Here is a 24049-nt window from a genome sequence, read left to right on the forward strand (position 1 = left end):
CCCGGCTCCATCGGGACCGACCGCACCGCCACGCCGTTCTCCATCAGCCACGCCCGCCGCAGCGAAAGGCTCGCACACGCGCCGGTGACCACTGCGCACGACGGGCCCGGCGGAGTGTGCCGCACCGGCGGCGCCGGCAGTTCCGGCGACGGGGCCAGCGGCATCCCGGCCGCCTCGGCCGCCGGTTCCGCCGGCGCTCCGCACCCGGCCGCGACCGACCCGGCCAGCACCATCGCGACGATCTTCCCGCGCATCCGTCCGCTCCCGCCTCTCGCTCCCCCCCTTCCTCTACGGGCGAGCGGGGCGAAAGGTTGCGAGCCCGCGCCGGACGGCACCGGACCGCCTGCCCCGGTCCACGGTGAGCCGCCGGTGCCGGACCCGTAGTATCGACGACATGCCTGACGAAGACCTGAGCGAGCGCGTGGCCCGGCTCGAACGCCAGGTTGCCGACCTCCGTGCACGTTCGGCCGACGCTGGGGCGGCACGCGTCCTCGCCGCCGGAGCCGACCGGGACGTCGCGGAAGTCCGTGCCGAGCTGCGCGCTCACACGGGCACGCTCAACGCGCTCCGCGAAGACCAGGTCGACCTCCGAGAGGAGATGCGAACGGGCTTCGCCTCGGCGAACGCCTCGCTCGGCCGGATCATCGAACTCCTGGACCGCGACAGCCAGTAGCGGCTGACCGGCCCCGACTGTCCGTTCAGGACGCTTTACCTCCGAGAACCTTCTGCAGCGCCGCACCGTCGGGCACTCCGAGCCCGGTGCACGCGTCCCATCCGGCGGCGGCCGAGTACGCGCCGTTGCCGCCCTCGGTGATGTCGCGGAACCCCGGCTGCGCCCTGCCCGCGCCGGCTCCGGCGTACAGCTTGCTGTGCACCAGCCCGAATCCGCGCCCGGCCGACTGCGCCAGCCTGGCCAGCAACGCCGCCCACAGCGGCGAAACCGCGCTCGTGCCGCCGACGACGATCTGCTGTCCGTCGACCAGGACCTGGTACCCCGTCGCCGGATCCGCGTTGCCCGCGACGTCCGGGACGCCGCGACCGGGCTTTCCCTCCCCGGCCCGAGCGGGCACCCCGGCGGACTGCTGGTAGTCCGGCACCGGGAACGCGTCGCTCACCCCGCCGCCGGTCGACCCGCCGCCGGAGGTGTTCCAGACCGTCTCGGAGTTCACTGTCGACGGTGGGGTGCCGTCGAGTGTGGTGCCGCCGCAGGCGAGCGCGTGCGGGCTCGACGCGGGGAAATCGACGTGCTGCGCCCCGTCTTTCTGCCCGTCGGCACTGCCGTTGTCGCCGGACGCGCAGCACACCGTCACGCCGAGCGCCGCGGCGTCGGCGAACGCCTGGTCCATCGCGGTGCGGGCCTGCGGCGTCCACTGGTCCTCGGACTGGCCCCAGCTGATGCTGACCGCGACCGGGGCCGGCGTGGCGTGCACCGCGGTGCTCACCGCGTCCAGGAAGCCCTGGTCGGTGTTCGGCGCGAAGTACACGATCTGCGCGGCTCCCGGCGCCAGCGCGCCGATCACCTCGATGTCGAGCAGCACTTCCCCGTCGGCCGAATTCGGGTCGCCGGTCGGCGCGTTCTTGCCGCCGTCGACCCCGGCCGCGGTCACCTTCGGTTCGGTGATCTTCAAGTCGGCGAAGTACTTCTGGAGATCTTCCGGCTGGTACCCGCCGCCGAGTTCGATCACCGCGACGGTCTGCCCGGCGCCGTCGACGCCGGCCGGGAACCCGTACAGCCGGCCGACTTGATCCGGGGTGTAGCCCTGTCCGGCGGCTTCCTTGTGCAGCCGGAACATCGCCCGCGCCTGCGGCCGTTCGTCGAGACCGAGCACGGCGACCACGACGTCCCCGAGCGAGGCGGGCAGCTCCAGTTCCCCGGTGCGTGCGGCGAATTCGCCGGTTTCTCCGTGGCGGACCCGGTTGAGCTCGGTCTTGAACGCGGCCGTCATCGCCCGCGCCGGGCCACGAACCGAGACGCGGCGCGATCCGGCGTGCGTGCCGGTGACGGTGAGCCCGGCGTCGGTGAGGACAGTGCGCACCAGGTCGAGATCGTCGGCGGTGGCCCCGTAGCGGTCGGCGAATTCCTCCGGGGCGAGCGGCTCGCTCAGCGCGGCCACATCCAGTTCGGCGCGCCGCCGCAGGACGACGGTCGCGGTGACAGTGACGTCCGCGTCGAGCGGGCCGAGCACCTCGGCCTCGGCCAGTGCCGGACGCAGACTTCCGGACAGTGATACCCATTGTGATTCCGTCATCACTCTATGGTGAACCCTGGGCCGCCGGTCCACCACCGTCGTATCCCCCGTCCGGCGGCAAAACCTGTCCGGTTTTCTGTCGGCCCGATGACCGGGACCGCGGATGCCGTGCCGTGCGGGCGCGCGCACAGTGTCTCCATGAAACGGATCCTGACTCTGGGCACGGCCGCCGTGCTCACTCTGGGCGCGGTCACCGCGTCCGGCAGCGCCGAGGGCGACCTGGCCGCGCACGGCTGGGCCGGCACCTGGGCGGCGTCGCCCGCGGCCGCGGTGGCGAACACGCCGCAGGGGTATCCGAACTACTCGATCCGCAATGTAGTGCACACCAGCGCGGGCGGAAATCAGGCCAGGGTAAGGCTTTCCAACACCTTCGGCACCGCACCGCTCACCTTCGGCCACGTGACGCTCGCCGTCGCCGCCGACGGTCCGCGCGCGGCCGGCGGCACGATGCGCACGCTGACGTTCGGCGGACAGTCCACTGTGGTCGTTCCGGCAGGCGGCGAGGTGCTGAGCGACCCGGCTTGGCTGCGCGTTCCGGCCGACGCCGACCTCCTCGTGACCACGTACGTGCCGACGCCGTCCGGCCCGGTCACCTACCATCCGCTCGCCCGGCAGACGTCGTTCTTCACCCGCGCCGGCGATTTCGCGGGCGAGGAGTCCGGCGCGTCGTTCACCGAGCAAACCGCGGTGTGGCACTACCTCAGCGAGGTCGACGTCCGCGGGCCGGCGCGCGGCACCGTCGTGACGCTCGGCGATTCGATCACCGACGGAGCGCACTCCACGCCCGGCGCGAACCGGCGCTGGCCGGACCGGCTGAGCGACCGGCTGCACGGACGGCTCGGCGTGCTCAACGCCGGGATCAGCGGCAACCGGCTGCTCCTCGACGGCGGCGCCTCGGGCCGCAACGCGCTCGCCCGGCTCGCCGACGACGTGCTGACCAGCGGCGACGTCCGCACGCTGATCGTGCTCGAAGGCATCAACGACATCCAGCAGAACCCGCACCAGACCGATCCGGCGATGATCGTCTCCGCGCTGCGGCAGATCGTCGCACAGGCCAAGGCGCAGGGCATCCGGGTCATCGGCGGCACGCTGACGCCGTTCAAGGGCTGGAAGATCTACGACCCGACGCTGGAGAAAACCCGCCAGGCGGTGAACTCCTTCATCCGGACCAGCGGAATCTACGACGGAGTCGTCGACTTCGACGCCGCCGTGCGCGATCCCGCCGATCCGCTCGCGATGCTTCCCGCCTACGACTCGGGCGACCACCTGCACCCGAACGACGCCGGATACCAGCGGATGGCCGACGCGGTGCCGCTCACGCTGCTGTGACCGCCACGAGCGGCTTGCGCGGGAACGCCAGCACGGCAAGGAGACTGAGCACGCCGACGCCCACCATGTAGAGCGACACCGACAACGACGTCCCGGTCGAACTCTGCAGCGCGGCTGCGATCAGCGGGGCGAACCCGCCGCCCAGCACCGCGCCCACGGCGTAGGCGAACGACGATCCGCTGTAGCGGAACCGGGATTCGAACAGCTCCGAGAACAGCGCCGACTGCGGTCCGTACGTCGCGCCGAGGCCGATGTTCAGCACGACCACCGCGACGATCAGCAGCCACGGCTGCGCGGTGTCCACGAGCAGGAAGAACGGGACCGACCACACGACCAGCAGCACGGAACCCGCGAGGTAGACGGGTTTCCGCCCGGCCGAGTCCGACCAGATCGCCGCCGCGACGATGCTCACCAGCCACACGACGCTGCCGACGATCACCACGACCAGCATCGTCGTGCTGGACAGCTTCAGCACCGAAGTGCCGTACGACAGCAGGTAGGCGAAGAAGATGTAGCCCAGCGCGGTGTTCGCGATGAAGCTGACCGCCGCCGCGAGCACCTGCTTCGGCCGCGCGCGCAGCACCTCCACGATCGGCAGCCGGCTGCGCTCGCCGGTGCTGCGCAGTTTCGCGAACACCGGGCTTTCCTCCACGCGCAACCGGATCACCAGCCCGACCGCCACCAGCACGAGGCTGACCAGGAACGGGATCCGCCAGCCCCACGACCGGAAGTCCTCTGGCGACAGCGAGTTGTTCACCGCGAAGAACACCAGCTGCGCCAGGATGAGCCCGGCCGGGACCCCGATCTGCGAGAAGGAGCCGTACCGGCCGCGTTTGCCTTCCGGCGCGTGCTCGACCGCCATCAGCGCCGCGCCGCCCCATTCGCCGCCCGCCGAGATCCCTTGCAGCACCCGGAGAACGACGAGCAGCACCGGCGCGATCACCCCGGCCTGGTGGTAGGTCGGCAACGCGCCGACGCCCGCGGTCGCGAGCCCCATCAGCACCAGCGAGGCGACCAGCATCGCCTTGCGCCCCACGCGATCGCCGAAGTGACCCCAGACGATTCCGCCCAGCGGCCGCGCGACGAACCCGACCCCGAGCGTCGCGAACGCGGCGAGCGTGCCGGACGCCGGGGAAAGCGACGGGAAGAACAGCTTGTTGAAGACCAGGGCGGTCGCCGTGCTGTAGGCGAAGTAGTCGTACCACTCGATGGTCGTCCCGATCGCGCTGGCGAGCGCCACCCGCCGGATCCGCCCCGCCGTGTTCGTTTCCTGCTCAAGCACCACTGCCGAGCCCCCTTCTCGTTCCGGCGCGTCATCTTGGCACGGCGGGTCCCTTCCGGTCGACCACCGGAAGGCGGGCGCTTCAGCCGCCCGGCGGCGGTGAGCACCGGGTGGTGGCCCAGCTTTCCGGCCGCGACCGGGACGAGGGTCAGCAGATCGCCGATCGCCTTCGGTCCGGTTTCGCTCACCGGGCCATTCCCGCGGAAACTCGGTTCCTCCCGTGCCTTCCGGTGCGCGAGGGACGGCCGGGAGCCCGTTCCGGTGTCCACGGCCGCCTGGCCGAACTGGCGAATCGGCGGGTCGCGGGGTGCCGCCAGTGCCCAGATCTGCGGCCGTGAACCGCGGGAACGAAGCCACTTCGCGGCTTCGGCCACAACGAGCCGCACCCGGAGCCGCCTAGCCCGCCTTGGCGATCACCTCGTCCGCGACCCACTGCGCGATCCCGGCCGGGTACGGCGCGGGCAGCCCGAGCACGACGTGGCTGAACCCGGCTTCCAGCGCCTCCCCGATCGCCGCCCGCGTCAGAGCAGGCCGGTCGCAGGACACCGGCAGGTGGATCGAGCGCGTGATCTCCTCCGGGTCGCGGCCGATTTCCGCGCAGTACCCGTCCAGGATCGCGTTGCGTTCGACGGCGTCCGCGATGTCCCCGCCGGGGATGTTCCAGACGTCGGCGTGCTCGGCGACCACCCGCAGCGTCGCGCGGGCCCGGCCGCCGATGACGAACGGCGGATGCGGGCGCTGCACCGGCTTCGGGTTGCCGGACGCGCCGGTCAACTGGACGTGCCTGCCCGCGAAATCGAACGGCTCGTCCTCGGTCCACAACTTCCGGATCACGGTGCACGCTTCGGCGAACCGGCCCACCGCGTCGGCGGTTTCCAGGTACGGCAGGCCGTGCGCCTCGTACTCCCGGCGAGCCAGCGGATGACTCGGCCGGGAGCCGACTCCGATGCCGAAGTCGAGCCGTCCGCCGGACACGACGTCGACGGTCGCGGCGATCTTCGCCAGCATCGCAGGCGGGCGGAACCGGTTGCTGGTCACCAAAAGCCCGAGCCGGAGCCGTTCGGTTCGCGCGGCCAGGGCGGACAGCAGCGTCCAGCCTTCGAAAATCGGGCCGTCCGGTTCTCCGGCGATCGGCAGGAGATGGTCGAACAGCCAGGCGTGCTCGATGGCCGGGATCGCGTCCGCCTCGTGCCAGACCTGCCGCAGCGCGGCGTAGCTGGTCTGCATCGGCGCGGTCATGATGCCGAACCGCGGTTTCGTGGTCATCGCGGGAAGTCCTTTCACTCGTGCGATTCGACGCGGCCGAACGGGCTGTCTTCGATCCCGGCCCAGCTGTCGTCGCCCGGAATGAGCGCACTGCGGAGATAGGCCGTGGACAGCCGCTGTTGCAGCGCGACGCGTCCGGGGCTTTCATCGGTGGTTTCCTTGGCCTCGTATCCCGAGATGCCGCCGAGCGAGTGCTCCGCGCCGAAGAGCGTCAGCAGGCTCTTCTCCCCCGGGCTGAGCCGGTACGCGTCGGTGAACCAGTCCGGGCCGCGCACGGACAGCATCGAGTCGTCCCGGTCCCCCGCGACGATCAGCGCCGGCGTCTTCAGGTCGGCGAAATTCGGGCTCATGAACGGGAAATGCTCGGCAGCGAACGGCGACAGGCCGGCCCCGCCGATGCCGGTGACGGCGAACAGCACCCCGGCGGACACCCGCGAATCGGACAGGTCCTCGCCGACGCTGCCGTCCGCCTCGACGATGCGCGCGCCCAGCAGCATGCTCGCCGACTGCGCGCCCCAGGAGTGCCCGGCGACGGCGATCCGGCCGCGGCCGACTCGCCCGCTCAGCCCGGGCAGAGCCGCCTCAACAGCGTCGAGCTGGTCGACGACGTGCCGCAGATCCTCGACCCGCAACCGCCAGATGTTCGGCGTGCGCGGGTCCTGCTGGGGCAGGGCGCGGGTCCGCGAATCGAGGTGAGTCGGTTGCACGACAACGAATCCGTGCGCGGCCCAGTAGTCGGCGAGCGGGCCGTAACCGTCCAGGGACGAGCCGAACCCGTGCGAGAACACGATCACCGGCAGGTCCTGCCCGGCGGCCGGGGCGGACACGCGCACCGGCAGGTCCTCGCCGCGGCCCGGCGCGTCGAGCCGCACCGGCTTCACCGAGACGACCGGAGCCGCGAGCTGTCCTGCGGACATAGGAGCACCTTCTTTCGCCGTCCGGGCGCGCGAGGGTGTGGTGGCCGGCGGCCCGGTCTGGCATCATAGGCAAACGGAACGTTGCTCCGGTAACTATACGGAACACGGTTCCGCTTGTCTACCGGCGGCACGCGGAGGGAGTGGCACGTGGGTGAGAACGCGGGGGCCCGGACGAAACGAGCGGACGCCCGGCGCAACGAGAAAACCCTGCTCGACGCGGCGGCGGCGGTGTTCGTCGAGTCCGGGGTGGATGCGCCGGTGCGCGACGTCGCGACCAGGGCGGGCGTCGGCGTGGGCACGATCTACCGGCACTTCCCCACCCGCGCGGACCTGATCATCGCGGTGTACCGGCACCAGGTCGAAGCGTGCGCCGACGCGGGCCCGAAGCTGCTGGCGGACAACGAATCCCCGCACGCCGCGCTCGCGCAGTGGATCGACCTGTTCGTCGACTTCCTCGTCACGAAGCACGGGCTGGCGGGGATCATGCAGTCCGACCACAGCGGGTTCGAGGCACTGCACGCGTACTTCCTTGAGCGGCTGGTCCCGGTGTGCACCGACCTGCTCGACGCCGCCGCGAAGGCCGGGGAAATCCGGACTGACCTGGAGGCGGTGCACCTGATGCGCGGCGTCGGGAACCTCTGCATCGGCGCGGAAGCCGACGACAGCTACGACGCGCGCCGGCTGGCCGGGCTGCTGATCACCGGGTTGCGGGAGACTGGCTGAGGACGCCTGGGCGCCGGGATTCCGACCGCGCGTTCCCGGACGGAGCGGCCGCGAGCTGTCCGCGTCGGGCGTTGCCAGGAGAATCCTTCACCGCGCCGGAACAATGACCTCGTCAGGACGCCGTTCCGGCCGCAACCCCCGCCAAGCCGTATGCCGCAGCCGCCCGTCCCCCGGGGTGAGGCGGCGGTACACCACCTCGCCGACCACCTCCGGGTTCAGCCAGTGCGCGCCGCGCGCCCGCTCGCGCGGCACCTGGCCGGCGAACGGGCTTGTCTTGCGCTCCAAGGGAACCAGCTGCGCCTGAAGGTCTTTGAGCATCGCGTCGGTGAAGCCGGTGCCGACGTCGCCCAGGTACCGCAGCTCCCCCGACTCCAGGTCGTGCGCGCCCAGCAGCAGCGCGCCGATCGTGCCCTCGCGCCTGCCCTGGCCCGGGCGCCAGCCGCCCAGGATCACTTCGGTCGTCTGCACCAGCGGGTGTTTGAGCCATTCCGGGCTGCGCCGTCCCGGGTGGTACCGCGACGAGCGGGCCTTCACCATCAAGCCTTCGAGCATCATTTTCCGCGCGACGTCCAGCAGACCGGCCGGGGTCATGCCCTCGTCGGCGAGGTCGCGGTGCCGGTACCAGGGCGTGATCGCGACCAGCTGCCGGTCCGGCGGTTCGATTTCGGCGAGCCGCTCGCGGCGTTCCTCGTACGGCGCGTCGAGCAGGCTTTCGCCGCCCAGGCTCAGGAGGTCGAAGGCGAAGTACGCGACCGCCTGCCAGGTGCGGTTCTGCAGGAGCCCGAAGTCGGGACGGCCGTGCTCGTCGAGCGCGACGATCTCGCCGTCCAGCACCGCAGGCCGTCCTTCGAGCGCGCCGCCGAGCGCGCCGGACAGCTGCGGGAACCTGACGGTGAAGTCGTTGTCGTTGCGGCTGGTCAGCAGGGTGCTCCCGTCCGGTGCGACGCGCATGGTCGCCCGGTAACCGTCCCATTTGAACTCGTACGCGTACGCCGGATCGTCGCGCAGCGCGCCGCCGTCGGGCGAGGCCAGCATCGGCTCGATCGCGGGCGGCATGCCGCCGGCCACTTCGGACATTCGGGCACCTCCGCGCACCACCGTAAGCCGAACCCGCCGGATCCGCCGCCGTAAGATGGCCGGGTCCACGACGAAGGGGCCAGGACCGGTGCCGAGCAAGGATTTCGAACGGATCGTCCGCAAGCTGCGCGAGGTCGAACGCGGCAGCGGCCGCGACTACACGTCGTTCAGCGTGCGCGGGAAACGCTTCGGTTACCACTGGCCGCGCACCGACACGGTCGGGCTCAAGCAGACCATCGCGGAGCAGCAGGCGCTCGTCGCGGAACGGCCGGACGTGTTCGAGGAACAGTTCACCTCCGGCGGGTTCGGCTGGGTGGTGGTGCAGCTGGGCGGCATCGAGGCCGACGAACTGGCCGAGCTGGTGTACGAGGCGTGGCGGCTGTCGGCCCCGGAGGACCTGGCGGCCGAGGTTCCGCTGCCGCAGCTCTGACGATCCGGCACAACCGGTAAGGAGGCGCCGGGTCGCGGCGATCTTCTTCGTGTTCAGGCGGAGGGGGGCCAGCGGCGTTCGGGGTGCTGGCCGTGGGGGTGTCCCTCGGGTGGCAGCCGCTGTTCGCCGCCGGACCCGGTCGCGCGGGCTTCCCGGACCCGCCCCCGTCGTGCGGCCCGGCCTGCGTCAACCCGGCGGAGTGGGGCAGGGTGCTGGTCGGCGGCGCGCTGCTGGCACTGCTGCACCTGCGCTATCTGGCCGACCGCACACAGGTTCGCTGACCCGGCGTCCACATCGAACAGTCCACAAACGACTGCGCCGCGGCCCGGCGCCGTGCGAGCGAGGCAGGCCGGGGCGGGGAGCCACCCCGGACGGGTCTCACCAGGGGTTGTTGTCCTGCTCGTCCGGGTCGATGCCGCCCGGACGGCGGCCCGGCGGCGGCGCAGCGGGCCCGCCCGGTGCGGGCGGCGAAGCGGGCGGACGGGCCGCACCGCCTGCCGGCGGCGGCGGCGTCTTGGCGGGCGGCTCCGGCTCCTCGTCCGGGGCGTCCGGCTGGTCGGCGGGGTCCGGGTCGGGGTCCGGGAAGCGGCTGCGGAGGGAATCGAGCATGACCGCGCGCGTGTCCGGGTCCTCGTCGCCGAGGCTGCGGCCCATGACCTCGGCCACGCGGTCGGTGATGCCCGACTGCGCCTTGCGCATCGTCTCGAGCACCATCCTGGAGAGCTCCTCCGGCGGGATGGTGCGCGTGCGGGAACTGAACACCAGGTCCGACACGACCCCGTCGGCCCCGACGGTGACCTTGACGGTCCCGTCCGGGCTCGTCGCGGTCAGCCGCAGCTGCTCGGTTTCCTGCTGGGCCGCCGCGTAGCGCTCCGCCTTGCGGGCGAACCCGGCCGCCCATTCGTCCATTCGCCGGATTGCGTCGTCGGGGTCCCTGATCAGGTCGCCCAGCCCACCCGCGCTGGTCATGCTTTTCGTTCTCCTCGAATCCCGTCACCCGCGCCGCCTGCGGGCGGGTCTAGTCCTCGCCGCGACGGGCGCCGTCGTCCGTTGACGGTACCCGTCCGCCGCCGCGCCGCGAGGGCGGCGCCGCCTCGCTACGTCTCCTCGGCCCGCTCCGTCGGCCGCAAGGGCTCCACGGGCGTGGCGTCCCGGTTGAACGGCACGTTCTGCCCGGTCGGGGCCTGCACCCCGCCGACCCGGAACCGCTCCTTGAGCTCCCCGCTGTCGGTCTTGCTGAGCATCCCCTCGGTCACCACCTTCTTGAACGGCTCCGACTGTCCCTCGTCGCCCTCCTGGTAGGACTTCGCGGCGGTCCGCACGTTGTCCGCGGTAGCCTGGACGCCCTCGATCGCGCCGCTGATCGCTTCCTTCGCCTTCTCGCCGGTCGGGTTGATGATCGGCGGGAGGAAGGCGCACAGCAGCCCGTACGCGTCGTCGGACATCGCGTAGTTCGCCGCCTGCGCCGCGGTGTTCAGCCGGTCCACCAAGCCGTCCAGGTGGCTCGCGTGCGCCACGAGGTCGTCGGGTTCTACTCGGAACCCCTGTGCGCCTCCGCTCATCGCCGCCTCACTTCCAGTCCTTGTTCTTCCAGTCGCCGATCACCGGCGGGGCGACGACCTCGTCCGGCGCGAAGAACGACGGATCGTCCGACTCGACGAAGCTCGCGATCTTGTGTTCCTTGTCCTCCGGGCCCTTGCCGCCCTTGCCGCCGCCCATGGCTCCCATGCCGGGAGCGCCGGCCGCGCCCTTGCCGCCCGCGCCCGAGCCGGAACCGCCGCGCCCGGCGACGCCCTCCTCGGCCGGGCCGGAACCGCCCGCACCGCTGAACGCGCCCCCGCCGCCGGAGCCAGTGCCGCCCTTGCCGCCGCCGAGGCCGCCCGCGCCGCCGCCGAGCCTGCTGCTGATGCTCTCGCCGTTGACGCCGCCGCCCTTGCCGATGCCGCCGAGCTTCTCCCCGCTCGGCCCGGTGCCGCCGCCCGGGAACAGCGGCTTGCCGTCCGGGCCGATCTTGCCGGGGTTGAACGGCTTCGGCTCGTAGGGCTTGAGCCCGCCGGGACCCTCGGGGATCGAGGGTTTGAACGGTTGCGGCTTGTACGGGTTCGACTTGTACGGGTCGCCGCTCTTGCCGCCGGGGATGGGCGGAATGGACGGCGGGGTGAAGGTCGGACCGCTGCCGCCGGGGTTGCCGCCCGGGACGGGCGGGATGGTCGGCGGCGTGAAGGTCGGACCGCTGCCGGCGGGGTTGCCGCCCGGGATGGGCGGGATGGTCGGCGGGGTGAAGCCTTGCGCCTTCGTCGAACCCGGGTCGCCCGAACCCGGGATGGGCGGGAACGAGCCGCCGGGCCCGCCACCGCCCGGGCTTCCGCCGCCCGGGTTGCCGCCGCCGGGCCCGCCGTCCGGGATCTTCAGCGACGCCGGGTCGAACCTGCGGTCGGGCTGCTGCCCGCCGGGGCCGCCGGTGACGCCGCCCGGGCCGCCGCCGCCGTACGGTTTGCCGTCCGGGCCGATCGGCCTTCCGTCGGGACCCAGCGGCCGTCCGTCCGGACCGATCGGCTGCCCGTTCGGGCCCACGGTGGTCCCCGCCGGGCCGATCGGCTTGCCGTCGGGACCCAGCGGCCGTCCGTCCGGGCCGATGAGCTGGCCGTTCGGCCCGACCGTGGTCCCGGGCGGGCCGATCGGCTTGCCGTCGGGACCGATCGGGCGGCCGTCCGGGCCGACCCGCACCCCGCCCGGCGCGCCCGCGCCGCCGCCCTTGTTCATCGGGGTGCCCTTGAGCGTGGGCTGCAACCGGGCCGTCTCGGTGGGCAGCTTCGGCGGCTCGGCGAACCGCGGCGTCGCCACCGCGCCGCCGATCGTCTGGTCGTACCGCGTCATGATCTGCGCGGCCTGCTCACGGGCGGCCTGCTGGTCGGTGAAGGTCTTCATGGCCGAGGAGTAGGCCACGACGTAGGCGGCCGGATCCTTGATCGTCATCAGGACCTTGTTCGCGTCCTGCGCCGAGAACTGCACCGGCGGGTTGGCGTTCATCGCCTTCTGCGTCTCGTTGAGCGCCTGCGAGTGGACCTCCTGCTGGCGCCCGGTGAGCGACGCGCCCTGCGCGGTGGTGCCGAGCCACTTGCCCACGTTGGCCAGGTGCACGCGCGCCGCGTCGCCCGCGTCGCCCTTCCAGTTCGAGGTGCTCGCGTTGATCGCGTCGCCGAGATTCTTCTGGTGCGTCGCCAGCTCGTTGCCGAGGCTCACCCAGGCCTCCGACGACTCGGCCACCGCGGCCGGGTCCGCGTGCGTGGTGATGGCGTCGACCATCTGCTCGTGCGTCGCGTTCTTCCAGTCGGTGTGCGGGGCGGCGCCGGGATCGCGCATCTCGAGGTCTTTGCCGAGATGCTTCTTCGATTCGTCCAGGTTCCGCTGGTACATCGCCTGGATCAGCTGGTCGCGCGCCTTCCCCTGGACGTTCGGCAGCAGCCAGCCGTTGAAAACGGCGTCGATCTTCGTCGTCGCATCCTCGCGCAACTGGTCGCCCGAGGCCACGTCGTCCGGGCGCACCGGCCCGATGTAGTACTTCGACGAGGGGTCCAGCGTCGGGTTGTACAGCGCGGTGTTGCCCGGGTCGTAATCCGTCGAGGACGGATCGGAGACGGACTCGGCGGTCGGTGCTTTCTTCTCGGCCACTGGTCTCCCCTTCAGCCCTGTTCTTCGGCGGTGCGGTGGATGCGCTCGAAGGCTTCCCGCGAGCTGTGCTCCCGCTCCTTGTAGTTCTTCTTCGCGAGCTTGATCGCCTCGACGTAGGTCGGGAACTCCCGGTTCGCCGCCTGCAGCTGGGTCACCAGGCCCTGCTGGTCGCGCGCGGTCTCGGCCATGTGCTTGCTGACGAACATCCCGGCCGGGCTCTTCGACATCGCCGGCACCCCGGCGATCTTCTCGATCAGCCGCACGTGCGCCTCCAAGGCGTCGAGCACGCCCTGGAGCGCGGCGATCATTTTGTCGCCGGTGCTGTCGTCGACCGCGAACGATCCGCGCTCGGCCAGCGTCTTCAGCTGCTTCGCGGGCAGGAAATCGGTCCGCGCCGCGGTCACGGTCGCCCTCTTGGCGTCCACCGGCGTCATCGGTGCCTCGTCGGTCATCGGGACCTCGTTCTCCTCGTGAACTGTCGCCGCCTGCAGTGCAATGATCAGTAAACCTCGGAAACCGCCTGCTGCACGGCGCGCTTGAGCTCGCGGCGCCCGGCGGGCACGTATTCCGCGGTCAGGTCGCCCGCTTCGCTGACGGTCGAGGTGATCAGGTAGCGGCCGTCGGCGGTGTCGAGCCACCCGATCGGGTTGCCGCCGCGCCGCTCGCCGTGGCGGCCCCAGCCGCTCACCGCGATGTGCCCGCCGCCGAGCCGGGGCTGCGCCAGCACGCGTTCGAGCACCTCGACCCCGCCGGGGGCGGCGCGGGAGACCCGCGGGTCCGGGCGGCGCGGCTGCACGCGCCCGCTGACCTCGATCATCCCGAACGCGTCGGTCTCTTCCTCGTCCTCGGCCGCCTCGGCCCTGCGGCGCGCGGTCATCGCGGACACCTCCGGCGAGGCCGCCTGCCGGATCGTGTGCGCGCCGGTGCTGGCCGGGCGCGCCTGGGGCAGCACGCCGGCTACCACCTCGACGAGATCTTCGTCGTCGAAGAGCGAGAACAGCAGCTTGTCGGTCTTCGGGTCCTGGGTGATCCCGAGCGCCTGCCTGCCGTCGGTGAGCGCGACCACCGCGATGTCCGCGCCGAGCCCGTCGATCCCGCTGACCGCGACCGACACCCGCGGCTTCGCGAGCAGCTCGAAGGCGGTGCGCACGAAGGGGCTCAGCTCGTCGCCGCTGGAGAGCCTGCGCGCCTCGATCGCGTCGTTGACCACCTTCGCGACCTGGACGTACCGGTCCGGTTCCGCGGGCACGGAGCCGATCCGCAGCGGGAACTGGCGGATGTTCCCGCCGGTCGCCTCCCCGATCACCAAAGCTTCGACGACGTCGAGAACGAACTCGAACCTGTCCGCCATCCCGAGGGCATCCTTCCCGCAGCCGGATCGGGCACGGTCGCTCCGACACCCGTGTGAGTGACACCGAATTGCGTTGCCGTGCCAGGGATTCGCAATGGGGAAAGACTATCAGTCCGCCGGCGGCCGGTGATCACCACGGGGACAGCTGCCCCAATGTACCGAGGGCCGTGTCCGAAGAGACACGACCTGCGGTTTCGCCGCGCGTGCCGCTTGACGCGCGGCCCGGAAGCGGCGGAAATTCCTCGGTGCGAGAAAACTGGCACAAGGCCGCCGCGGATCGCGGCGGCCCCTTGCGATGCCCGGTTTTACCGAGTTGTTCCCCTGTCCTTCGCCGTCGTTTCGCCGGTTTGTCGCTCCACAGTGGACAGGGGGTCAGGAGACGCCGCGCGCCCGTTCGATGTCCGGCGAGCGGTACATCCGCTCCGGGATGCGCGCGAGCGTCGATTCGCGCACCTGCGGCCCGAGCCCGTAGAGCTTCTGGAAGCTCATGATCAGCGGCCGCCACGCGTCCGGGTCGACGTGGTCGTCGGCGCCCGGCAGCCGGATGTCGTCGTGCACGAACACCCGCTGCACGCGCACTTCCAGCCCGACGACGCCGCCGCGCTGCGCCTCGTCGTCCTCGGCGAACGGGTGCACGGATTCCAGCACCGCTTCCATCGCGACCGGGCACTCGGCGACCCGGGGCGGCGCGACCGTCTCGGACGGCACCGGCGTGAGCCCCGCACGGGCGAACTTGTCCGCGACGTGGAAGTAGCCGCGCTCTTGCTTGCGCGGCGGCACCGGATCGGATCCGGTGGTCAGCGCCAGCCGGTCCACCGCGGCGGCCAGCGCCGAGGACGGCAGGTTCAGCACGCATTCGCGCGTGCGCAGGAGGTTGAGCACGGTCTTCGAGCGCGCGCCGAGGCCGAGCATCGCGCGCCAGCCGAGCCAGAACGCCGACGACATCGGGGCCAGGTTGGCCGAACCGTCCTCATTGGACGTCGAGAGCAGCACCACCGGGGTGCCGAAGTAGAGAATGCCGGGCTCGATTGCCGNATTGCCGTGTGCGCGGGAAAAGTCGTGTTCACCCCGCCCAGTCTGGCCACCGCCGGCCGCGCCCTGCTGGCGGAAATCAGCCGTCGCTCTCGGCCCCGGAAACGCCGTGAGGGGAACCCTCGGGGAATCAGAGTCAATGAGGGTTCCCCTCACCGACGGTCGGTCAGGCGATGCCGGCGGCGGTGAGGGCGCGGGCGGTGAGAACCCGGGCGAGATGCCGGCGGTACTCGGCTGTGGCGTGCGGTTCCTCCGGCGGCGAAGTGTCCTCCGCGGCCAGTTTCGCCGCCTCCGCCGCAGTCGCCCCGTCGGCCAGCGCGCGTTCGGTGGCCGACGCGCGCAGCGGCGTGCCGCCCATGGTCATCAGGCCGACCGAACGCCCGGTGACCGCGACGCCCACGATCGCCCAGTCGATGGCCCGGCGGGTGAACTTCTCGAACCCCCAGCCCAGCCCGGCCTGGCTCGGCAGCCGGATCTCGGTGAGCAGTTCGTCCGGCTCCAGCGGCGTGGTGAACGGCCCGAGGAAGAACTCCGCGGCCGGAATCCGCCGCTCCCCTCGCGGCCCGCGCGCGACGAGCGTCCCGTCCGCCGCGAGGACCGCCGCGGGCAGGTCGGCCGCCGGGTCCGCGTGCACCAGCGACCCGCCGATGGTCCCGCGATGGCGCACCTGCGGGTCGCCGACCGACCCGGACACGTGCGCGAGCAGCGGCGCGTGCTCGGCGAGCACCGGGTCGTGTTCGAGGTCGTGGTAGCGGGACAACGCCCCGATCACCACCTCGCGGTCCTCGGCCCGGACGAACTTCAGCTCCCGCAGCGGCGCGATGTCCACCACGACCTCCGGCGCGGCGAACCGGAGTTTCATCAGCGGCAGCAGCGAATGCCCGCCCGCGAGCAGCTTCGCGTCTTCGCCGTGCTCGGCGAGCAGCGCGAGCGCCTCGTCCACAGTGGACGCGCGCCGGTAGGCGAACCCGGCCGGGATCACTGCGCCACCTCCTGCCCGGACGCGTCGATCACGGCGCTGACGATGTTGTGGTACCCGGTGCAGCGGCAGAGGTTGCCCTCCAGCGCCGCGCGGACCTCGTCGCGCGTCGGCTTCGGGTTTTCCTTCAGCAGCGACACGGTCGCCATCATCATGCCGGGCGTGCAGAACCCGCACTGCAGGCCGTGCTGCTCGCGGAACGCGCGCTGCACCGGGTGCAGGCCGTCTGTGCCCGATCCGGAGGCCAGACCCTCCACAGTGGTCACTTCGTGCCCGTCCGCCTGCGCGGCCAGCACCGTGCAGGATTTCACCGATTCGCCGTCGAGCAGCACCGTGCACGCCCCGCAGGACGTGGTGTCGCAGCCGATGTTCGTGCCGGTGAGGCCCGCGGTGTCCCGCAGGTAGTGCACGAGCAGGGTGCGGTCGGGCACCTCCCGCGCGATCGTCTTCCCGTTCACCTCGATCGAGACCCGCACGTCAGTTCGCCTTCCTGGCGTCGTTCAGGGCCGTCCACACCCGCAGCGGGGTGGTCGGCATGTCCAGGTGCGTCACGCCGAGGTGGGCGAGCGCGTCCACCACCGCGTTGTGCACCGCGGGCGTCGACCCGATGGTCGCCGCCTCGCCGATCCCCTTGACCCCCAGCAGGTTCCGGGTCGTCGGCGTCTCCATGTCCACCAGTTCGAAATCGGGCAGCTCGGGCGCGGTGACGAACGAGTAGTCGGCCAGCGTCGCCGTGGTCGGGTTGCCGTCCGCGTCGTAGCTCATCACCTCGAGCAGCGCCTGCGCGATGCCCTGGCCGAGCCCGCCGTGCCGCTGGCCGCGGAAGGTCAGCGGGTTCACGATCGGGCCCGCGTCGTCGAGCGCGACCAGCCTGCGGACCTCGACCTTGCCGGTTTCGGTGTCGACCTCGACGACCGCGAGGTGCGCGCCGAACGGGAACGTCGGCGCGCCGTCGCCGAACCAGACGTCCGCGGTGAACCCGTCCGCCTCGGCGGCGACGCGGGCCCAGTCCAGCGTCGCGGCGGACGGCGCGCCGCGGACCTGCCAGACGCCGCGTTGGACGTCCAGCTCCAGGTCGTCCGGCCCGGCTTCGAGCAGTTCCGCCGCGACCCGGCGGGCCTGCGCCACGACCTCCTCGGCCGCCTGCCGGATCGCCGAACCGCCGAGCTGCAGCGACCGCGAACCGAACGTGCCGATCGCGCGCGGGACCTCGTCGGTGTCGCCGTGCCGGACGGTGATCTTGTCCAGCGGCACGCCCAGCTGGTCCGACAGCAGCATCGCCAGCGACGTCCCGAGCCCCTGCCCGTGCGGGGAACTGCCGGTCCACGCGGTGACCGAACCGTCCGGGTGCACGTCGACCCGTCCGCTCTCGCCCGACGCGTCGGCGCCGGTGATCTCCACGTAAGCGGCGATGCCGAGGCCCAGCGCCACCGGATCCCCGGCGTCGCGGCGCTTCCGCTGTTCCTCGCGCAGCTGCGCGTATCCCGCCGCGTCGAGGACCTTGTCGAGCGCCGCGGCGTACTCGCCGGTGTCGTAGGAGCCGCCAGTCGGCGTCCGGTAAGGGAATTCCCCGGGACGGATGAAGTTGACCCGCCGGACGTCGGCCGGATCCATGCCGATTTCCGCGGCGAACAGGTCGATCGCCCGCTCGACCGCGGCGGTCGCCTCGGGACGGCCCGCGCCGCGGTAGGCCGCGATCGGCGTGGTCGTGGTGACCACGCCGCGGCTGCGCGTCTGCACGACCGGGAACCGGTAGACACCCGGGGCCATCATCTCGGTGAGCGTCGGCAGGAACAGCGCCCGCGGGTAGGCACCGGTGTCTTGGAGGACGTCGAGCCGGTAGGCCAGCACCGTTCCGTCGCGCTTGCCGCCGATGGTGACGATGTTGCGCTGCGCGCGGCCGTGCGTCATCGAGGTGAGGTTCTCGCTGCGCGATTCGGCCCACCGCACCGCGCGCCCGGCTTGCTTCGCCGCCCAGGCGAGCAGGATCGCTTCCGGATCCGCGCCGATCTTCGCGCCGAACCCGCCGCCGACGTCCGGCGTGATCACCCGCACCAGGTCCTCGCCGATGCCGAGGCCGCCAGCCACCGTGCGCCGGCCGGTCTGCGCGTTCTGCGTGGAAAGCCACAGCGTGACCCGCCCGTCCTCGCCCCACGCGACGGCCGCCCCGCGCGGCTCGACCGGGGCCGGGGCCACGCGCTGGTTGAGGATCTCCTCGGTGACGACGACTTCGCAGTCCTCGAACACCGAGTCGTCGAACTCCTCCGAGCCGTGCGTGTGGACCACGTTGGTGCCGTGGTCCGGGAACACCAGCGTCTCGTCGGCGAGCGCGGTGTCGAAGTCGGCGACCGCGGCGAGCGGGTCGTAGTCCACGTCGACCAGTTCGGCCGCGTCGGCGAGCTGGTACCGCTCCTCGGCGAGCACCAGCGCGACCGGCTCGCCGACGTACCGCACGACGTCTTCCGCCAGGAACGGCTCGGCGACGGGCCCGGCCTTGCCCGGATCGAGATCGAGATCGGCCGCGGTGTAGACCCCGGCCACGCCCGGTGCCGTGCGGGCTTGCGCCACGTCGATGCCGGCGATCCGCGCGTGCGCGATCGGGCTGCGCACGAAGACCGCGTGCACGGCGCCGTCCAGCGCTTCTTCCTTGAGGTCGTCGACGTATGTTCCGCCAGTGGTGATCAGCTTCTCGTCTTCGACGCGCACCACCCGGGTGCCGACAATGCTCATCTGTCCTCCTGCTCGGGTACCTCGCCGACTATGCCCGCAGGTACCGCCCCGCGTCAGCCCGAACGGTTCTGCCACGCCGGAACCCGGCGCGGGAGAGCCTGCGGCGCCGCGGCCGAAGACAGCGCGCAGGGGGGATCCGGCGAGTTCTCGGCGTCTCCGCCGCTGGGATTCGCTCCTCGAACCATGTCCGGAGCGACTTCAGCATGCCCGCGATGTCCTGACCGGCGAGGTGCGCCAAGGCCTCGTACCCGAACGAGCACCTCGATCGCTCCGCTGTCGAGGAGAAAACCCGCCTCAGCCCGAGTAAGCCTGCCAACCCAGCACCACCGCCAGCGAAAGCCCGCCCAGCCCGATCGCGATCCGCAGCGGGGTCGCGGGCAGGTAGCGCACCAGGACCGAGCCCAGCCAGGAGCCCGCCACCGAGCCGAGGCACACCGCGATCGCCGCGGGCCAGAAGACTTTCCCGGTGAAGGCGAACACCAGCGCGGCGATCAGGTTCGCGGTGCCGGTCGCGATGTTCTTCGCCGCGTTCGTGCGAGCCAGCGACTGGCTCCACACCGTCGTCAGCAGCGCGAGCATCAGCACCCCGGCCGCGGCCCCGAAGTACCCGCCGTACACCCCGGTCAGGAAGGCGGCGATTCCGGTGAGCGGGCCGATTCCGCGGTGTTCACTGTGCTCGGCCATCCTCCGCAGCCTCGGACCGGCCATCAGCACGACCGACGCGCCGCCGATCAGCCACGGCACGACGACGGTGAACGCGTCCGGCGCGCTGACCAGCAGCACGAGCCCGCCGCACGCCCCGCCTGCCGTGGTGATCAGGCACAACGGGAGCAGCCGGCGGCCTTGCCCCTTCAGCTCCGGACGCGCGCCGACCGCGGCGCCGGCGGTCGTGCCCAGCATCGCGACGGTGTTGGTCATGTTGGCGACGACCGGCGGCAGCCCGGCGGCGAGCAGCGCCGGGTACGACACCAGCGACGCGAGGCCCGCGGTCGCGCCGGTCAGCCCGGCCCCGGCCCCGGCCAGCACGAGCAGCAGGAATCCGCCGGGGCCAGTGATCACGTTGTCATCTCAGCACGCCGGTCCCGGCGTTTTCAGGCCGGGCCGAAGCCCGCCGGCGAAACGTATAGGTCGTTATACGACATTGTCCGAAACCGGACGGGATCGGCCGGGAGGGTTGCCCGGCCGCCCGGCCGCCGCAGAGAATCCGCGCTGACAAGGTTGTCAGCACTCGGGAGGACACGGGATGGACGGGTTCACCCGGCGGCAGGCGCTCGGTTTCGCGGGCGCCGGAGCCGTGGTCCTGCTGGCCTCGGGACCAGCGCGAGCGGCGTCCCGGCCCGCTCCGGATCCCGTCGCCGCGACCTATCTGCGGGTCCTGCTCCGGCACACCCGCTGGGCCGAGCAGCAGTTCGACCAGGCTACGGGGATCTACCCGGCCCGCGACTTCACCTTCGCGGTCGTCCTCGGCAACGCGCTGCTGCTGACCCGCGACGGCTACGACGCCGCCGTCGCCGGAACCGACCGCGAAACCCTCCGCGCGCACACCCTCGCCACCATCAAGCACTTCGCTGCCTCGAACCGGCTCACCGGCGGCACCGAGTGGGGCCGAACACTGTTCTTCGACACCACTTTCCAGTCCTACTTCCAGCTCGCCGCGCGTCTCTTGTGGACAGAGCTGGACGCGGCGACGCGCCGCAACGTCGAGCGCATCGCCACCGAACAGGCCGCCTACACGGCCGGCCTCGGCACCGGCAACGATCCCGCTTCCGGCGACTGGACGCCCAACGGCCTGCGCGGCGGCTACGTCGGCGACACGAAGCTGGAAGAGATGGGCGTCTACGCGCAGTCGCTCGCCCCCGCGCTCGCCTGGGCGCCGAACGATCCGCGCGCTCCGGAATGGCGCGCGGCCTTCGGTTCCTGGAGCCGCAACGAAGGCGGCCTGCCCGCGGCGGATCTGGCGAATCCCCGGCTCGTCGACGGAAAGCCGGTCAGCGGCAACACCGCGACCAACCTGTACGACACGTTCCTCGTCGAGAACCACGGTTCGTTCGGCCCGCACTACCAGGAAGAACTCTGGCGCACGTCCGGCCGCAACGCGGCGCACTTCCTCGCCGCCGGCGTCCCGCTGCCCGAGGTCCTCACCGCGCAGCCGAACGGCGAACTGCTGTGGCGCACCATGCTCCTGATGACCAGCGACGCGGGCGAACCGCTGATGCCGATGGTCGCCGACCGCGAACACCTCTACGGCCGGGACGTCATCCCGCTGGCCTTCCGCGCGCAAGTGCTCGGCGACCGCCACGCCGCCTACGCCGAGGCCCAGCTGGCCGCGCGGCTGGAGCCGTACCAGGCCTACCCGCCGGTCGACCGGATCACGAAGTTCTCCGGCGAACCCAAGTACGAGCCGGAAGCCCGCGCCGAACTCGCCATCAGCTACCTGCTGCACGAATGGCGCGCCGGGCACGGCGGCCCGATCCGTGCGGTGCGCAGGGAAGAGTTCGACGCCCGCGCCGCTCGCGCCGCCGACTTCGGCACCGGACCGGGCCTCCTGGCGCAGCGCTCCCCCGCCGCGTGGGCCGCGACCGTCACCAAACCCGGCTTCGTGAAATTCGCCTGGCAGCCCAACCACGACGACTGGCTGTTCGTCCTCGGCGGAGCCAACCCGATGCTGCTGCCCGCCACGAACATCGCCGTGCGCGAACGCCACGCCACGACCTACCGCAAGGTCCGCGACGGATTCGACGGTACCGTCGGCGTCCTGCGGTTCGACGCCGGGTACGCCGCGCTCGCCACGCTCCCCACCGGCACCGCGGTCTACGCCAGCACCGGTGTCGCGTCGGACGAGGGCGTGCTCAACGTCTACAACCTGGCCATGCCAGGCGTTCCCGGCCTCGACGGCAAACGCACCTACACCGCTGCCGAGGGATCGGTGACGCTCCCGGCACAGTCCGGGCCGGTCGGCGCGCGCACCGACGACCTGACCTTCTCCCCGGTGACAGCGCGGCATGTGCGGATGCTCGGCGTCCAGCCGGATCCGCAGTACGGCTACTCGCTCTGGTCCTTCGAAGTCCACGACGGCGAAGGTCCCGATCTCGCCCCGGCCGGAACTGCGTCCGCGTCGTCGGCCGCGCCGGGCAAGGAGGCCAAGTACGCCACCGACGGCGATTCCGCCACCCGCTGGGCAGTGTCCACATCGGACCGTCCGCGCGCGGACAGCTGGCTCGCCGTCGATCTCGGCGCACCGCAACGGGTTGATCGGGTCCGTCTGAGCTGGGAGGCCGGCGCCGGACGGAAGTACCGGATCGAAACGTCGCCCGACGGCGTCGCCTGGACGTCCGTCGCGACCTATCCGGTGCCCGCGCTGCACAGCACCGGCGGCTGGCTCGACATCGACGGCCGGGCCGGAATCGTCGTCACCAGCCCCCGTCCGCTCACCGTCACCAACGACCACGTCACGCTCTCCGCCGGTCCGCCCGCGCCGCTGCTGGCCGAGCTGTACGCCGGCCGCCCGGACCTGCCGAAGCTCGCCCGGCGCGCTCGCGCCACCGCCACCGCCACCGGAGTCCACGCGAGCGTCACCGACGATTTCCTGGTGCTGGCCAATCTTTCCGGCCGCACCGCGACCGGAACCGCTTCCCTGCCCCAGGATCGCACCGCGCTGCTCCTGTACCGAGGCACGCAGAAAGCCACCCCGTCCGGCAGCTCGTTCGGCTGCGAACTGGCCCCCGGCGAAGGCCGGATCGAACCGCCCCGATTCACCGTGCGCGGCCTGTTCGGCAGCGCCGTCCCGCCCGGCCTGACCGCGGTAGTGCACGACGCCAGCCGAGTCGACCTGACCGCCCCGTCTGGACTGCTCCCGGCGGTGGTGACCGTGACCCCGGCCGGCGGCCGCCCGCGCACCGTCGCGCTGCCGCCACGCCGCACCGTGCCGGTCGTCTTCGCCGACGCCCGGCCGTACCCGCTGAACGACCGCGCGCTCGGGGCCGTGACCTTCCCGGCCGAACCGCTGCCACCCGGGATGACCAGCCCGGACGCCGCCGTCGACGACAACCCGGCGACAGCGTGGCAACCCGGTCCCGGCGGCCGGTTGGTGGCGGACCTCGGCGCACCGCTGCAGATCGCGACCGTCGAGCTCGCCTGGACCACCGGACGAGTACCCGCCACCGCCGTCGAGACCAGCACCGACGGCGTCACCTACGCCGAAGCTGCCCGCCCCGGCCGAAAACGCGCCGCCTCCGTCGCGCTCGCCCGGCCAGTCCGCTACCTCGCCCTCCGCACCCTGGACTGGCGACGAGGCGACGCCAGCCTCGCCCGGATCTCCGCCCTCACACCGCCGAACTAGCCGGCCGCTCCTCGAACGGCAACGCGAGCGTGTGCCCGGTCTGCTCGGCTTTCGCGCGCAGGTACCGCACGTTGTCCTCGTTCGCGAAAACCCCGGTACGGACGCGTTCGCGCACGTCGATGCCGTGCCGCGCCAGCTGCGCCGCCTTGTCCGGGTTGTTCGACAGCAGATCCAGCTGCTGAACGCCGAACAGGGTGAGCATTTGCGCGGCCGCGGTGTAGTCGCGCGCGTCCTCGGGCAGGCCGAGCGCGGAATTCGCCGCGTAGGTGTCCAACCCGGAATCCTGCAGCGCGTACGCGTCGAGCTTGTTGTACAGCCCGATTCCGCGGCCCTCCTGGCGCAAGTAGAGCAGGTACCCGCCCGCCTCGGAAATCCGCGCGACCGACTCCGCCAGCTGCGGGCCGCAATCGCAGCGAGCGGATCCGAAGACGTCGCCGGTGAGGCATTCCGAATGCAGCCGCACCAACGGCACCGGACCGGGTTTTCCCAGCACGAAGGCAAGATGCTCGAGCCCGTCGGACAGCCCGGCGAACGTGACCGCCTCGGACTCGGCCGCGGGCCCGTCGCCGAACCGCAACGGGATCCGTACTCGCGTGCGCACCTGTGGAACTGTCGTCATCGGGCAACTCCTCTCCCCCTCGGTGATTCCGACCCTACCCAGAACCACCGGCAC

Annotated in this window: 21 protein-coding genes and 2 pseudogenes; 6 read left to right on the plus strand and 17 right to left on the minus strand. The window is 72.0% G+C overall.

Annotated features, from left to right (window positions below; all coding sequences use genetic code 11):
* A pseudogene (locus A4R44_RS48965) lies at window positions 1-254 on the minus strand (murein L,D-transpeptidase); the annotation flags it as partial.
* Window positions 255-394: 140 nt separating this feature from the next.
* Between A4R44_RS48965 and A4R44_RS13850 the strand changes: the two are divergent.
* Window positions 395-673, plus strand: a complete 279-nt coding sequence (locus A4R44_RS13850; protein WP_067579859.1) for a hypothetical protein — start codon at window positions 395-397, stop codon at window positions 671-673.
* A 25-nt stretch (window positions 674-698) separates the two neighbouring features.
* Here A4R44_RS13850 and A4R44_RS13855 read toward each other — a convergent pair whose 3' ends face one another.
* Window positions 699-2249 (minus strand): protease pro-enzyme activation domain-containing protein, encoded by a 1551-nt coding sequence (locus A4R44_RS13855; RefSeq protein WP_067579861.1) that lies wholly within the window; start codon window positions 2247-2249, stop codon window positions 699-701.
* A 138-nt stretch (window positions 2250-2387) separates the two neighbouring features.
* Here A4R44_RS13855 and A4R44_RS13860 point away from each other — a divergent pair, with 138 nt between their 5' ends.
* Window positions 2388-3578 (plus strand): SGNH/GDSL hydrolase family protein, encoded by a 1191-nt coding sequence (locus A4R44_RS13860; RefSeq protein ID WP_067579863.1) that lies wholly within the window; start codon window positions 2388-2390, stop codon window positions 3576-3578.
* Here the strand turns inward: A4R44_RS13860 and A4R44_RS13865 are convergent.
* The 3 genes from A4R44_RS13865 to A4R44_RS13875 form a co-directional block, all read right to left on the minus strand.
* Complete coding sequence (locus A4R44_RS13865) at window positions 3565-4863, minus strand: MFS transporter (RefSeq protein WP_067579865.1); 1299 nt, start codon at window positions 4861-4863, stop codon at window positions 3565-3567. The two genes, A4R44_RS13860 and A4R44_RS13865, sit on opposite strands and share 14 nt — an antisense overlap.
* A gap of 393 nt (window positions 4864-5256) precedes the next feature.
* Complete coding sequence (locus tag A4R44_RS13870; protein WP_067579867.1) at window positions 5257-6126, minus strand: LLM class flavin-dependent oxidoreductase; 870 nt, start codon at window positions 6124-6126, stop codon at window positions 5257-5259.
* 14 nt (window positions 6127-6140) lie between these two features.
* A complete protein-coding gene (locus tag A4R44_RS13875; RefSeq protein ID WP_067579869.1) occupies window positions 6141-7043 on the minus strand; it encodes an alpha/beta fold hydrolase in 903 nt (300 codons plus the stop codon).
* Window positions 7044-7190: 147 nt separating this feature from the next.
* On the opposite strand from A4R44_RS13875, the gene A4R44_RS13880 reads away from it, so the two are divergent.
* On the plus strand, window positions 7191-7766 hold the full coding sequence (locus A4R44_RS13880) for a TetR/AcrR family transcriptional regulator (RefSeq protein WP_093575179.1): 576 nt from the start codon (window positions 7191-7193) through the stop codon (window positions 7764-7766).
* A gap of 87 nt (window positions 7767-7853) precedes the next feature.
* On the opposite strand, the gene ligD is transcribed toward A4R44_RS13880, so the two are convergent.
* Window positions 7854-8843, minus strand: a complete 990-nt coding sequence (ligD, locus tag A4R44_RS13885) for a non-homologous end-joining DNA ligase (RefSeq protein ID WP_067579874.1) — start codon at window positions 8841-8843, stop codon at window positions 7854-7856.
* An 88-nt stretch (window positions 8844-8931) separates the two neighbouring features.
* Here ligD and A4R44_RS13890 point away from each other — a divergent pair, with 88 nt between their 5' ends.
* Together A4R44_RS13890 and A4R44_RS13895 are read left to right on the plus strand one after the other, a co-directional pair.
* Entirely contained in the window at window positions 8932-9273 is a 342-nt protein-coding gene (locus tag A4R44_RS13890; protein WP_093575177.1) for an MmcQ/YjbR family DNA-binding protein, read from the plus strand.
* A gap of 92 nt (window positions 9274-9365) precedes the next feature.
* Complete coding sequence (locus tag A4R44_RS13895; RefSeq protein WP_157904861.1) at window positions 9366-9554, plus strand: hypothetical protein; 189 nt, start codon at window positions 9366-9368, stop codon at window positions 9552-9554.
* A gap of 97 nt (window positions 9555-9651) precedes the next feature.
* Here A4R44_RS13895 and A4R44_RS13900 read toward each other — a convergent pair whose 3' ends face one another.
* The 10 genes and pseudogenes from A4R44_RS13900 to A4R44_RS13945 all read right to left on the minus strand — a co-directional run bounded on the left by A4R44_RS13900 (window position 9652) and on the right by A4R44_RS13945 (window position 20096).
* Entirely contained in the window at window positions 9652-10242 is a 591-nt protein-coding gene (locus A4R44_RS13900; RefSeq protein WP_067579881.1) for a YbaB/EbfC family nucleoid-associated protein, read from the minus strand.
* A gap of 293 nt (window positions 10243-10535) precedes the next feature.
* A pseudogene (locus A4R44_RS50260) lies at window positions 10536-10835 on the minus strand (type VII secretion target); the annotation flags it as partial.
* A gap of 7 nt (window positions 10836-10842) precedes the next feature.
* Window positions 10843-12945, minus strand: a complete 2103-nt coding sequence (locus tag A4R44_RS13910; RefSeq protein ID WP_067579885.1) for a WXG100 family type VII secretion target — start codon at window positions 12943-12945, stop codon at window positions 10843-10845.
* A gap of 11 nt (window positions 12946-12956) precedes the next feature.
* Window positions 12957-13397, minus strand: coding sequence for a hypothetical protein (locus A4R44_RS13915; protein ID WP_067579888.1), 441 nt, complete (start codon window positions 13395-13397; stop codon window positions 12957-12959).
* Between the two features lie 47 nt (window positions 13398-13444).
* Window positions 13445-14296, minus strand: a complete 852-nt coding sequence (locus tag A4R44_RS13920) for an ESX secretion-associated protein EspG (protein WP_067579891.1) — start codon at window positions 14294-14296, stop codon at window positions 13445-13447.
* A 372-nt stretch (window positions 14297-14668) separates the two neighbouring features.
* Window positions 14669-15292 (minus strand): flavin reductase family protein, encoded by a 624-nt coding sequence (locus A4R44_RS13925; protein WP_198545271.1) that lies wholly within the window; start codon window positions 15290-15292, stop codon window positions 14669-14671.
* A 202-nt stretch (window positions 15293-15494) separates the two neighbouring features.
* Window positions 15495-16310 carry a xanthine dehydrogenase family protein subunit M gene (locus tag A4R44_RS13930; protein WP_067579893.1) on the minus strand — a complete coding sequence of 272 codons (816 nt, stop codon included), beginning with the start codon at window positions 16308-16310 and terminating at the stop codon, window positions 15495-15497.
* Entirely contained in the window at window positions 16307-16783 is a 477-nt protein-coding gene (locus A4R44_RS13935) for a (2Fe-2S)-binding protein (RefSeq protein ID WP_067579895.1), read from the minus strand. Before A4R44_RS13935 ends, A4R44_RS13930 begins: the two co-directional genes overlap by 4 nt.
* A 1-nt stretch (window position 16784) precedes the next feature.
* On the minus strand, window positions 16785-19037 hold the full coding sequence (locus A4R44_RS13940; RefSeq protein WP_067579897.1) for a xanthine dehydrogenase family protein molybdopterin-binding subunit: 2253 nt from the start codon (window positions 19035-19037) through the stop codon (window positions 16785-16787).
* A 294-nt stretch (window positions 19038-19331) separates the two neighbouring features.
* On the minus strand, window positions 19332-20096 hold the full coding sequence (locus A4R44_RS13945) for a sulfite exporter TauE/SafE family protein (protein ID WP_067579899.1): 765 nt from the start codon (window positions 20094-20096) through the stop codon (window positions 19332-19334).
* A gap of 184 nt (window positions 20097-20280) precedes the next feature.
* On the opposite strand from A4R44_RS13945, the gene A4R44_RS13950 reads away from it, so the two are divergent.
* A complete protein-coding gene (locus A4R44_RS13950) occupies window positions 20281-23376 on the plus strand; it encodes a discoidin domain-containing protein (protein WP_067579901.1) in 3096 nt (1031 codons plus the stop codon).
* Here the strand turns inward: A4R44_RS13950 and ribA are convergent.
* Window positions 23360-23995 (minus strand): GTP cyclohydrolase II, encoded by a 636-nt coding sequence (ribA, locus tag A4R44_RS13955; protein WP_067579903.1) that lies wholly within the window; start codon window positions 23993-23995, stop codon window positions 23360-23362. The genes A4R44_RS13950 and ribA overlap by 17 nt on opposite strands.
* Window positions 23996-24049: the final 54 nt, after the last annotated feature.

The organism is Amycolatopsis sp. M39, assembly GCF_001651785.1.
Lineage (GTDB): Bacteria > Actinomycetota > Actinomycetes > Mycobacteriales > Pseudonocardiaceae > Amycolatopsis > Amycolatopsis rubida.